Raw genomic sequence first — 12,690 nt, 5'->3', positions numbered from 1 at the left:
GAAGGGGACTTCGAGGGCGGGCAACCATACCAACAAAAACTGGCGCCCGGTGAAGATGTTTGTGACTACTCTGTGCCAGGGCAAGCGTGAATTGAGACAAACCTGTCTCGAACAGAGGTCGGAATTTGTCCGAGAAGCGGTCACTGGTGCTCAGTTAGCAGATTTACCGAGCGGTTAGTTTCGCGGGGTCGTGGTGGAATAGTCGCATTGTGGTATAGATCCTCTCTATTCAGCAGCCAACTTCTGACACCATCGATATAGAGAGTGAGTGTATCAGTATTCACGCCTCCATCCGTTCACTGAAACGCTTATTTACCGAACATACGGTAGACAACGCCTTGGGAATCGTTCTATGACACACCCACGTTAGTTTGAATGGATCTGCCAGATTCCCGCGATGAGGACAGCCACAGTTCCCCAAAGGACCGGAGTTCCGAGCGTGTAGAACACACGGAGGCTCTCCAGCATCACTTCAGTGCCCCATGCAGGGAATCCAAGCAGTCGAACCAGCATACCCGCATCATGAAGTTTCAACGTAAACTGCATCAGAACCACTCCCCCGGTGAAAATCCGACCGGGCCAACCTGAGAGGAGATACAACAGCGGAATCAGCGGATACGAAAGGAGAACGAAATACATCGTATACGAGGGAATTACCAGCAGAATCGCACACAGCGTTGTGAGGAGCGCAATGAGTCTTTGCAGAGGGCCCTCACTGTACAGATACGCGTAGGCTACCACTGGAGCGACTAGTACGAGTGCCATCACTGTGAGCAGAGTTCCACTTGCATCAGCGAACATCGCTGTAAGCGGCCGCTGAAGTGTCACATAGAGACTTGAAGGAGACAGGCCGCCTGAAGCGGCATTTGCAGTACCTCGTGGGAGCAGTTCCTCAACAAAATATCGCTGTGTATGAGTCCACCCAAAGAGCACGATACCACCGGCAAGTGCCCCGACACCGGTGGCAATGGCCAGTAAAATCGCATACCACTTTCGTCGGTAGACCAACCAGACGCCGACAGCAGCAGGAAATACTTTTGGAAGAGCCGCAAGTCCGAGGGCGACACCAGCGCGGTGTTGCAGGTTCTGTTCTAGCCAGATAAGACCCAGACCGAAGCAAAGTGCAATTTGATGGTTGATATTACCAAACACTAACGATGGTACGCTAATCGGACTGATGGCGATGAATGCGCAGATTAGACCGCGATCAAGGTTCGACAACCGGATACCGTGTGATTCGGTTACCCTCGCAATAGCGAGTCCAAGTATCACGCTCACAAGAATGGTTCCGGCGAGATGAAGCGCAAACCCGACAACAGGGGGAATCAGAAGATAGAGCGAAAAGACAGCCAGCAGTATGATTGGATACCGGTACGTAAGATTCGGAACACCGACAGGAGACCGGCCGTAGACTTCCTGGCCCGTGTGTAAATCTACAGCCGCAGCACGATAGATCTCAAAATCAAGGCCGAATAGATCTGGAGTAATAGTAAGTCGATAAAGCACATACACCGTCCCGAGGAATACGCCCAATCCGAGAGCCAACCGCGCTCGGCGTAATGATGCAGTGGATTCCTCTCTCTGCAAGATATGGGTATTGAAAATAGTACTGCTATATGTTTTCTGGTGTCCACCTGTCCTGACGTTTTCAACGGTCGTGGTCTGTGTTGAATACCACAGATATCAACCAGGCCACAAACAGAAATACTTCGCACACTCCACCCCACGGTAGTCTTACGAAGCCAACTGTGGTCAATGGCCGTTTGCAACGGACCTACTCCTGTAGGATTGCCGCCCAAACCTGGTCGTTCGGGTGAGAAGCCACACCGCCATTCAGTCCACAACTACTTGATTCGGTGAAACATCTCGAAGCAGGAGGTCCGAGACGCGAAGCATCTCAGCAGCACCAAACCCTCTCAATGAGTAACAATTCCGAACCAATCGGATTGCTCCGCCCATATACATATAAGAACGCTTTTTTCTCCGTCGTCTGATTCAAACCTGATGCAGAATCGTCCCAGCCGGTTCAGGCGTGCAAAACGACAGTTCCTGTCGGATCTTCGGGCGGACCCGTATCTGGGCTACGTGCTCGCGGCGACGCTCTTGCTCGCGGGGTTCTGGTTCTGGCACCGGATTCCAAATTTCGCCACGTGGGACGAACACGACCGAGTACTGGACCCGCTGGTGGCGTACGCGTCGGTCATTGCCGACCCAAGCATTGAAGCGCTCCGCGAGGGCATCACATGGGGTCGTGTGCCATTCGGCGCGACGTTTTACGTCTACGCGCTCGCGGTGTTGCCCGTCGTCGCTGCCGCGGCAGTGGTCGGGAACATTGATTCAATTGCTGCGATTCGGTTCCCCGAAAACACGTACGCCCATTACCCAGTGTGGGCCGAGACGCCCCGCTGGATCTGGACGTGGAGTCTGGTCTTTGTCCGGTTGACGAACGTCGTCTTCGCCGTCGTCACCGTCTACCTGGTCTACCGGCTGGGAACCGAACTCCAGGACCGCTGGACCGGGCGGGTGGCCGCCGCCCTGCTCGCGTGTACGTTCGGCTTTCTCAAGCTGGCAAAGGAGGGCGGTGAGGACATTCCGGCGACGATGTGTCTCGTGCTCGCGCTGTACCTGCTCGTTCGCTACGTCAGGGACGGGCGGCAATGGCACTTCTACGAGGCCAGCGCCGCCGGCGGCCTCGCCATCGCGTTCAAGCCGACTGTCGGGCTGATTGCTCTGTCCGTTGGCTTTGCCCACCTGCTCGAAACCCGGACCGACACAGATCCGTGGTTGCGTGCACTCTGGCAGCCCCGACCCCTGCTCGTCGGTGCCGGCATCGGTCTCACGACGACCGTGTTCGGCTTCCCGACCGCGGTTGTCCGGTATGTCTGGCCCCTTGTCCCGGTCCTCGGACTCATATATTTCCTTCGAACACGGACGAGCATCGGACCAGGACTGCGTGCATTCTGGCGGCCACGACTCCTGCTTGCCAGTGCCGTCGTGGGTGCCGTCACACTCGCCATAGCTGCTCCAACCGCCGTCGTAAATCAGGTTGAACCGCTTACAGGACGGATCGTAGGTCGGATATCTAGACGGATCAGTCATGCTGTCGGCCCCACGGCACCGGGCTGGTGGTGGTTCCTCCGGACGTACGTCAGCGCGTTCGGCTGGCCGCTTCTGGTCGCCGCTGTCGTCGGCCTCGCCGCGAGCCTCGTCGGGCTCGTCCGGCTCGCACCCACAGAGGGCGTACGTGACCCGGCGCCGGATTTCGATGCCCAGGTGCTCGTCGTCGCCACCCTCCTTGCTTTCCTCGCGTTCTTTGCGACGTGGCACGACTTCCGGGTGCATCACCTCCTGCCGACGTTCCCGCTGGTGATGATTTTGCTCGCGGACGCCCTGCGCCGGCTTGTGGCCCGCCGGCGGACGGTCGGGCGGGTCGCACTCGCGGTCGTGCTGGTTGGCTCGGCGGTCTATGCGGGCGTCGGCGTCGGGCTGTACGCCTCGATGCCCCGGGACGACGCGACGGCGTGGCTGGCCGAGGACGCCGAGGAGAACGCGACAGTGGAGACGTACTACCACGGGTTCGTGGAGAACGCCATTCCGCACGGGATGCGGGTCAATCCGATCTGGCACGGCATGGACGACCCGCGCGTCGAGCGCTGTCCCGAGTACATCCAGATCGGCTACAAGGAACTGCTCTATCTCCGGGACATCCCCGACGACCAGCGGGGCTACGACGTGGACTCGCGGGTCGACGAGCGGGCCACCTACGTCCGGGCGCTACTGAACGGTGAGTACAACTACACGGTGGCCGCGGAGTTCGGACAGCGGCCGCCGAACTTCGTCCCCAACCGGGCCGAGCCGGGGTCGTTCCGGGATTTGATTCCGCTCGGGGTCAACCCACACAGCGACCAGTACGGCGACGAGCAGGAACTACGGGCCAACCAGTACGTCGCCATCCTGGAACGCGACGGGGCCTGCGTCGAGTCGCGGACGCCGCCATGGTGACAGCGAAAGATACTCAGGCGACTTCGACGTTAGAGGGCCGGCTCTACGACGTTGATGGCACGCTCCGCAAGGCTAACTAACCACTTCTCGAACGGGTCAGAGAAATAACCCACGTGATTTGTTCTATCGAGAGCTGGCTGAATCGTCCACTCAATAAGCATGCCGACCTACTGCTGCAGATTCTACCAGATCCCGTTGATGTTCAGAGGATCGTACTGAATAGAAGGCGCGAATTGGCCATCGAGTCGTTGCTGGTACCGGCCCTGTCGTGTCGGGATCCAACCAGACGATTCTGGGACATCGCGTCGCTCAATGGGGGGAGCTAGACTCACCAAAGGCCTCGGAAACCAACCGAGACACTACCTTTTATTGACGATGTTGAGATGGGTGTCCGTATGCCGGATGTATCACACCGAACGCCAGTGGGCGTATTCTCAACGAGCGCTTCGGGTCGGTCTTTCAGCGACTGCCGCTCTCCCCTCGGCGACTCCGATGGCGAAGCTTTCGTCGACCGGTCCATAGACGACGAGTGGCAGCGCCAAGCGGCCACAGCCCGCCGCGGAGTCACGTTGACGGCGTCTCCTCGAAGGGCCACTGTCCGCACTCGGCCTTGTCCAGCGTTCCGTTAGTGGCTGCCATGAAGTACTTCTGTTTGTCTCCCAGCCGGTAGTGACAGATGTCCGGCTTCAGTTTCTCCCAGTAGATGGTCTGCATCGACGGGACGCCCTCGGGATCGGGCGGGATGCTGGCGTGATCGGGCACGTCAAAGTCGTTTTGCAGGTCGACCGTCTCCTCTTTCAGCGGCGCGACCGTGCCATTGTGCCAAGCCGGCGCAGTCACCACGAACAGGAGGACACACCCGGCGACGAGTACCCGGTGGGATGGCGTCGGCATCTCCGCGACGAGGACCCCGATCCCGAGTGCGACGAACAGGTACACGAGGATCATCTCGATGGCACCCTGGAATTCGAGGAAGATCTGAAAGAGGTAGGTGACACCGCCGGCGGCGACCCACCCGTATCGGCTCAGGTCCGTGCTCGCGCCGCGCCACCAGCCGTAGGCGGCCAGGGGGACGAGCAGGGCACCGTATCCGAGCTGGACGACGAAGGTGAGAATGCGCCCGGGGACGGTGTAGCGCTCGACGCCGTACAGCGGCGCGATGACTGCCTCGACGAACAGCGCCGTCCCTGTTCCGGTGAGGACGAAGGGCAGGACCGTCACCGCGGCCACGGCGACCCCGCCGGCGACGGTCCGGCCGGCGGCCTCGAGTCCCTCCCGCTGGAGTGCCATCGCCACCACGAGCACGGCGATGCCGCCCCCGAGTTGCCAGAAGCCGGCACTCAGTGCGGCCGCGGCACCGCTGGCGAGATGGCGGTCGTCGACGGCACAGAGAAGCGCCCCGGCGGCACACAGGAACGCGAAGTACTTCGGTCGGATGCCGGCGTAGGGGAAGGCGTACACCGATGTGAGGCCGAACATCGAGACGGCCGCGACGACGCTGGCGACGCCGTCGTCGGTCAGCCGGTGGACGACGAGCCCGAGACACACGACGCCCCCGGAGACGGCCGCTACCGCCGCGGTGACGCCGAGTACGTGCAACGCGGCCATGTTGCCAAACGAGAGGAAGGCGAGGACGGTCGTGACGGCGTAGATCAGCGGCGGTTTGAGGTCCCAGATGTCGACGTACAGCGCCGCTCCCTGCCCGATGTACCAGCCGCCGTGCTGGAACAGCGCGGAGTCCTCGTGGATGTAAAACGGTGACTCGAAGAAGTTGAACACGGTCATGGCAACGGGAACGAGGATCGCACACGCAAGCAGGACCGACCACCAGTTGTCCGCCACCCACTGTTCACACTCCCGGAGCGAGGGAGCGCCGTCGGTAGTGATACCCATCCAACCGGGACTCTGCTGTCGCGTCACGTAAATCACGTGGTACGTATCGATCAGTCCAGCGCTGCGAACGGGAAAACAACGCTTTACCACCCCCTCGTCCTATCGCCAGCCGATGGAACTGCGATCCGATGTGGTCGGCCGCGCGAAGCGGCAGCTGATGTCGGATCTTCGGGCGGACCCGTATCTGGGCTACGTGCTCGCGGCGACGCTCCTGCTCGCGGGGTTCTGGTTCTGGCACCGGATTCCAAATTTCGCCACGTGGGACGAACACAACCGCGTGCTCGACCCGCTGGTGGCGTACGCGTCGGTCGTCACCGACCCGAGCCTCGAGGGACTCCAGGAGGGGGTCGCCTGGGGCCGTGCGCCTTTTGGCGCGACCTTTTACGTCTACGCGCTCGCCGTGGCGCCGGTGATCGTGGCCGCCGCTATCGGGGGGAATCTCGACGCCATCGCGGCGATAGGGGTCCCGGAGGGCACGTACGCCCATTACCCAGTGTGGGCCGAGACGCCCCGCTGGATCTGGACGTGGAGTCTGGTCTTTGTCCGGTTGACGAACGTCGTCTTCGCCGTCGTCACCGTCTACCTGGTCTACCGGCTGGGAACCGAACTCCAGGACCGCTGGACCGGGCGGGTGGCCGCCGCCCTGCTCGCGTGTACGTTCGGCTTTCTCAAGCTGGCAAAGGAGGGCGGTGAGGACATCCCGGCGACAATGTGTCTCGTGCTCGCGCTGTACCTGCTCGTTCGCTACGTCAGGGACGGGCGGCAACGGCACTTCTACGAGGCCAGCGCCGCCGGCGGCCTCGCCATCGCGTTCAAACCCACGGTGGGACTGGTCGTCCCGATTTTCGGGCTCGCTCACCTGCTCGAAGCCCGGACCGACGCGGGACCGTGGCGGCGCGCACTCTGGCGGCCCCGGCTCCTGCTCGTTGGTGCCGGCATCGGTGCCGTCACGATTGCACTCGGCTTCCCGACCGCGCTCGTCGGCGAGGTCGAGCCGGTCGTGAATCGGCTCTTTGGCCGGACTGGCCGGACGAATCTCGCGGTCGGCCCCACGGCACCGGGCTGGTGGTGGTTCCTTCGGACGTACGTCAGCGCGTTCGGCTGGCCGCTTCTGGTCGCCGCTGTCGTCGGCCTCGCCGCGAGCCTCGTCGGGCTCGTCCGGCTCGCACCCACAGAGGGTGTACGCGCCCCGGCGCCGGATTTCGATGCCCAGGTGCTCGTCGTCGCCACCCTCCTTGCTTTCCTCGCGTTCTTTGCGACGTGGCACGACTTCCGGGTGCATCACCTCCTGCCGACGTTCCCGCTGGTGATGATTTTGCTCGCGGACGCCCTGCGCCGGCTTGTGGCCCGCCGGCGGACGGTCGGGCGGGTCGCACTCGCGGTCGTGCTGGTTGGCTCGGCGGTCTATGCGGGCGTCGGCGTCGGGCTGTACGCCTCGATGCCCCGGGACGACGCGACGGCGTGGCTGGCCGAGGACGCCGAGGAGAATGCGACGATGGAGACGTACTATCACGGGTTCGTGGAGAACGCCATCCCCCACGGGATGCGGGTCAATCCGATCTGGCACGGCATGGACGACCCGCGCGTCGAGCGCTGTCCCGAGTACATCCAGATCGGCTACAAGGAACTGCTCTATCTCCGGGACATCCCCGACGACCAGCGGGGCTACGACGTGGACTCGCGGGTCGACGAGCGGGCCACCTACGTCCGGGCGCTACTGAACGGTGAGTACAACTACACGGTGGCCGCGGAGTTCGGACAGCGGCCGCCGAATTTCGTTCCCCGTCGGGCCGAGCCGGGTTCGCTCCGCGATCTGATTCCGCTCGGGGTCAACCCACACAGCGACCAGTACGGCGACGAGCAGGAACTACGGGCTAACCAGTACGTCGCCATCCTGGAACGCGACGGGTCCTGCGTTGAGTCGCGGACGCCGCCATGGTGACAGCGAAAGATACTCAGGCAACTTCGACGACTGACAAACGATGCGAACGGCCATCCGGAAACTGTACGGGCGGGCGGCCGGGCGGGTCGCCGACGACCTGCGGACTGACCCGTACCTGAAGTACGTCCTCGGGCTGGCGGTCGTGCTGGCGGGCTTTTGGTTCTGGCACCGCATTCCCAACTTCGCCACCCGCGACGAACACAGCCGGCTCATGGACGTGCTGGTCGCGTACGGCAACGTGATCGCCGACCCGAGCTACGCGTCGCTCAGGGAGGGTGTCATGTGGAGCCGCGCGCCCTTCGGCGCGACGTTTTACCTGTTCGGGCTGGCGGTCCTGCCGGTTTTTCTCGTCACTGTCGTGACCGGCCAGCTCGACATCTTCACGGCCTTTCAGCAGCCAAGCTGGGAGTTCGGCTTCTATCCATCGTGGGCGACTACGCCCGAGTGGTTCTGGACCTGGTCGCTACTTTTTGTCCGGCTCTTTAACGTCTGCTTTGCCGTCGGTGCGGTCTATCTCACCTACCGGATCGGCACCGTGGTGCGCGACCGTGCGACCGGGCGGCTGGCCGGCGTGCTCTTGTCGCTGACCTTCGGCTTTCTCACCATCGCGAAGGAGGGCGGCGAAGATATGCCGGCGACGTTTTTCCTGCTTCTTGCGCTCTATCTCGTCGTCCGGTACGTCCAGACTGACGACACGACGAGCTTTCTGGCCGGCAGCGCCGCCGGTGGTCTCGCCATCGCATTCAAACTCACCGCGGCGCCCGTCGTCGCGCTGATTGGGCTGGCCCACCTCCTGCGGGCACGCCGGGTCGAGGACCGTGTCGGCACGTTGTTCCGTCCTTGGCTGTTCGCCAGCGGCGCGCTGTTCGGGCTCGCGGCGATCATGCTCGGGTTCCCGACGCTTCTGGTCGGCGGGTTCGACGTCGTCTACGAGCGGATTTTCGCAGGCTCGAGCACGCGGATGAACTGGGCGACCGGCCCCGACGCACCCATCTGGTGGTGGTTCCTCCGGGGCTATTTCAGCGGCCTCGGGTTGCCGCTGTTCGTCGCGTCGGTCGTCGGTGCCCTCGCCAGCGCCGTTTCGCTCCGGCGGTGGCTGGACGGATCGACGACACCCGACGACCTCGACGCGACGGCGCTAGTGCTCGCCGGTGTGTTCCTGTATCTCCTGCTGTTCTCGCGGTGGCACGACTTCCGGGTGCATCACCTCCTGCCGACGTTCCCGCTACTCGCAATATTACTCGCCAGGAGTCTCGTCGCCGCCCGCGAGTCCCGGCCCGCCATCGCGCGGCCGGTCATCGCCGCCTTGCTGGTGACCTCGGCGATATACGCCGGCATCGGCGCTGCCGGGTTCGCCTCGATGCCCCGCGACGAGTCCCGGACGTGGCTGACCGACAACGCCGGCGAGAACGCGACGCTGGAGAGCTACCGCCGGAATATGCAGGATTCGGTCGTGCCCCACGGCATGAATATGCACCATCCCTACGGCCGTGACGTCTCTGAACCGGTCGCCGTCTGCCCCGAGTACATCCAGATCGGCTACCGGGACCTGCTGTATCTCAAAAATGACACCTACTATCGGAACAGTCAGGTGAAGCAACGCTACCTTCGATCGCTGCTGAACGGCGAGTACAACTACACGGTGGCCGCCGAGTTCGGGACGCGGCCGCCGAACTTCGTCCCCCGTCGGGCGACGCCTGGCTCGGTCCGCGACCTGGTCAGGTACGGTGTCGTTCCCCAGACCGACCAGTTCGCTGACGAGCAGGAACTTGCGGCCAACCAGTACACGGTCATCCTCGAACGGACGGGACCGTGCGAGCGGCCACGCTACATCCCCTTCTGATCACTCCGTCGAGAGCGTCGAGAGGTCCAGGTGGAGCGACGGGTACCAGCCGGCCAGTGCGGGCAGGTAGATACCCATCGCGCGGTCGATGAGGACAATCGGGACGATGACCTCGCCGGGGACGCCGAGCGCGACGAACACTGCGGTCGCGGTCGCCTCCGTGACGCCGATGCCGCCGGGCGTCAGGGGCAACAGCGTCACGCTGTAGGCGGCGACCAGATACAGCGGGATGAACACGGCGGGCTCGAGTTCGGCGCCGAAACTCCCCAGCAGGAGCCAGACACGCACGCCCGCGGCGACCAGCAGCGTCAGCGACCACCCCGCGGCGTACCGGAGCCAGACGCCCGGACTGAGCGCGATCTTCCGGAACGCGTCCGTCGAGGTTTCGGCAAAGGCCGACAGCCCGCGGATCTGCTCGGCGACCGATGCACCAATCCGTGGCAGGCGGTTGGCCAGCCTGGCGAACCAGTCCAAAAGCGGGTCCAGCCGCGAGAGGTTCGTCCCCGCGGCCAGCAGAAAGACCCCAGCAGCAATATACAGCGCCGTCGAGAGAGCCAGAACGAGAATTAGCCCTGGTGACAGGCGATCGAACGCCAGCGCTAGCCCAACCGACGCCGCTAACCCGTAGTAGACCGAGTACAGTGCCGTGTGAACCCCAGAGACCGCGGTCGCGTCCGGATACGACAGGCCGAGCCGGCTCCGCAACACGAAGGGAGCGGCGACCCGCCCGGTCAGCCGCGAGGGGAGCAGCTGGTTGATGAAGTTGACGACGAGTGCGACACTGCCGGCCCCACGCAGCGACACGCGTTCGATTGGGGCGGCGGTGGCCTGCCAGGTGTAAAAGCGCCCGAGTAAGCCGAGGACGCTGACCGCGAGCACTGCCGCCAGTACCGTCGCGTTCAAACGGCCCAGTAACGCCACCGCCTCCCCGACATCGATCTGTGTCAACAACCATGCGAACGCAGCAACGGCCAGCCCAATCTTTGCAAGCGTGACGATGATGTTCCGCGCTGACTGGTCCACCACGTTACTGCTCCCCGGGCGTCGTCGAGGCGACGCCACTTTCCGATTCACGAACGCCGTCAACCCGACTGACGATCTCGCGGGCGGTGACGAACTCGAACGGCTGTGCAAGGATCCGCTCGATTGCGCGGCGCATCCACGCACCAGTGTGATAGTAGACCCGCGTCGGGACTCCCTCGACGTCCGGCAGGTCGACGAACTCCCAGGGGTGAACATACAGGACGGGCGCGATCCCGCGCCGGGCAAGCAGTTTCATCCCGAGGATCGTGTACCGAGGGCCAAAAAACCGGATCCACGTCCCTGTTAGCGGCAGCCGGAGTCCAGGCATAACACTTGCCGGCAGTTCCGCGAGCCCGGCGGGCGCGTCGGCCTGCACGTCTGTCGCGGGCACGGGCCGCTGTACGTCGTATTCGCCGCCGTACCAGCCTGGAATCCATCGGCTGGCGACGACGCTGGAGTCGTAGCCGTATCCCGTCTCTGCCAGCGCATCGAAGTGATCTGCCGGAACGTCGAACGCGGGCGCACGGAATCCCTCGACGGTCCGGTCGGTGACCTGTTCCAGTATCTCTCGCGAGCGAGCCAGTTCCTCGCGGCGCGCGCCGGGATCGAGTTCCGTGAGCAGTCGGTGAGTGTGTGTGTGGGACCCAATCTCGTAGCCGGCATCAGCCAGCGCGGTGACGGCGTCGGGGAACTGCTCTGCGACCGAGGAGACGACGAAACAGGTCGCGGTGGCGGCGTACTCCTCGATTATCGAGCGCAGGAACCTCCCGCCCTCGAGGCCGATGTCGTCCTGGTCAGTCTCGCCGTCGGCACTCCGGTAGGCGGGGGTCTGCGTGAACAGTTCGAAGTCGATGGTGAGGATCGCCTCATTCATCGGACTGCTCCTCGAGTTCCTCTTTCAGCAGGCTCAGTTCCTCGTTGACCTTCGAGAGCCGCTCATAGAGTTTCCCGATGCGGTTGAACAGGTATGTGACGACGACGAAAAGCGTCAGGTTCGAGAGCACGAGCATCGCCCGGGCCTTCCACTCCAGTCCCAGTAGCGTCGCGACGACCTCAAAAATGTCGGGGAACAGGGCGACGAAGATGAGACCGCCGCCGACGACCAGCGACATGACAAAAAGCGCGATGTCCTCACGGCCCCGATTGAAGATGACGTAGCCGTTGAACAGAAAGACAATCCCGACGACCAGCACGACAGCGTTGACGAGTGTGAACATGGTTAGCGAAAGACGAGTACGCGGATGAGGACGTCGGCCATCCGGACTGGGTAGAGGGCGAGGGTCTCTATGGAGAACTGTGACTCGCCCTCCTCGCGGGTCGGCATCTCGATAGAAACCTCGGTGATCCGGTGGCCAGACTGTGCCGCTTCGAGTGTTTGTTCGACCGCCCAGTGGCTGTCCGCGCGATGCAGGATGTCCGCGAGCGCGGAGACGCGGTAGACACGAAAGCCGCTCGTGACGTCGGTGATGTTGACCCCACCCAGCGTGTTGACGACGCCGGTGAAAAACGAGATGCCGAGCCGCCGTATCAGCGGGTAGTCCTCGATGCTCTCGTTGAGATACCGACTCCCGATGACCATGTCGTGGTCTTCGGCTTCGTCGAGCAACTGCGGGATGAGGGTGGGGTCGTGCTGGCCGTCGGCGTCTATTTGGACGACGAAATCGAAGTCGTTGCGGATGGCGTACCGGTAGCCCGTCCGGACCGCGCCGCCGACGCCGGTGTTGAACACGTGTTCGATAACCGTCGCACCGTGCTCGCGGGCGACTGCGGCCGTCCCGTCGGTCGATCCGTCGTCGACGACAACTATCTCATCGACGTACTTGCTGGTCCCGTCGATCACGGGGCCGATGGTTGATGCCTCGTGGTAGGCGGGGATGACTGCGACGGTTCGCACTGGTGAAGGGTCGGTCCAGCACGTACGAATGTCTTTTCTTTTGCGTGAGTGGTCGATGGCCCCGCCGCGTCCCGGACGCCATTCCGGAAGACA

At 63.1% G+C, this 12,690-nt stretch carries 9 protein-coding genes; 3 read left to right on the top strand and 6 right to left on the bottom strand.

The genetic code is table 11. The features are described from left to right. Positions 1 to 366: 366 nt before the first annotated feature. Positions 367 to 1,587 carry a glycosyltransferase family 87 protein gene (locus tag QYL91_RS14930; RefSeq protein WP_302081284.1) on the bottom strand — a complete coding sequence of 407 codons (1,221 nt, stop codon included), beginning with the start codon at positions 1,585 to 1,587 and terminating at the stop codon, positions 367 to 369. Positions 1,588 to 2,004: 417 nt separating this feature from the next. Between QYL91_RS14930 and QYL91_RS14925 the strand changes: the two genes are divergently transcribed. Next, entirely contained in the window at positions 2,005 to 4,002 is a 1,998-nt protein-coding gene (locus QYL91_RS14925) for a glycosyltransferase family 39 protein (RefSeq protein WP_302081283.1), read from the top strand. Positions 4,003 to 4,566: 564 nt separating this feature from the next. Here the strand turns inward: QYL91_RS14925 and QYL91_RS14920 are convergent. Then, positions 4,567 to 5,895 (bottom strand): DolP-mannose mannosyltransferase, encoded by a 1,329-nt coding sequence (locus QYL91_RS14920; RefSeq protein ID WP_302081282.1) that lies wholly within the window; start codon positions 5,893 to 5,895, stop codon positions 4,567 to 4,569. A gap of 112 nt (positions 5,896 to 6,007) precedes the next feature. Between QYL91_RS14920 and QYL91_RS14915 the strand changes: the two genes are divergently transcribed. Beyond that, a complete protein-coding gene (locus tag QYL91_RS14915) occupies positions 6,008 to 7,837 on the top strand; it encodes an ArnT family glycosyltransferase (protein ID WP_302081281.1) in 1,830 nt (609 codons plus the stop codon). Between the two features lie 40 nt (positions 7,838 to 7,877). Beyond that, a complete protein-coding gene (locus tag QYL91_RS14910; RefSeq protein WP_302081280.1) occupies positions 7,878 to 9,680 on the top strand; it encodes an ArnT family glycosyltransferase in 1,803 nt (600 codons plus the stop codon). On the opposite strand, the gene QYL91_RS14905 is transcribed toward QYL91_RS14910, so the two are convergent. From QYL91_RS14905 to QYL91_RS14890, 4 genes are read right to left on the bottom strand one after another with little or no spacing between them, the layout of a single operon-like run. Next, positions 9,681 to 10,703: a lysylphosphatidylglycerol synthase transmembrane domain-containing protein gene (locus QYL91_RS14905; protein ID WP_302081279.1), complete on the bottom strand. Its 1,023-nt coding sequence runs from the start codon at positions 10,701 to 10,703 to the stop codon at positions 9,681 to 9,683. 4 nt (positions 10,704 to 10,707) lie between these two features. After that, on the bottom strand, positions 10,708 to 11,577 hold the full coding sequence (locus tag QYL91_RS14900) for a polysaccharide deacetylase family protein (RefSeq protein WP_302081278.1): 870 nt from the start codon (positions 11,575 to 11,577) through the stop codon (positions 10,708 to 10,710). Further along, positions 11,570 to 11,920, bottom strand: a complete 351-nt coding sequence (locus QYL91_RS14895; RefSeq protein WP_302081277.1) for a DUF2304 domain-containing protein — start codon at positions 11,918 to 11,920, stop codon at positions 11,570 to 11,572. The genes QYL91_RS14900 and QYL91_RS14895 overlap by 8 nt, the downstream gene beginning before the upstream one ends. 2 nt (positions 11,921 to 11,922) lie before the next feature. Further along, entirely contained in the window at positions 11,923 to 12,597 is a 675-nt protein-coding gene (locus QYL91_RS14890) for a glycosyltransferase family 2 protein (RefSeq protein WP_302081276.1), read from the bottom strand. Positions 12,598 to 12,690: the final 93 nt, after the last annotated feature.

It is taken from the genome of Salinibaculum rarum (genome assembly GCF_030505615.1).
GTDB classification, from domain to species: Archaea; Halobacteriota; Halobacteria; order Halobacteriales; family Haloarculaceae; genus Salinibaculum; species Salinibaculum rarum.
This window is presented reverse-complemented; position numbering and strand designations above follow the sequence as displayed.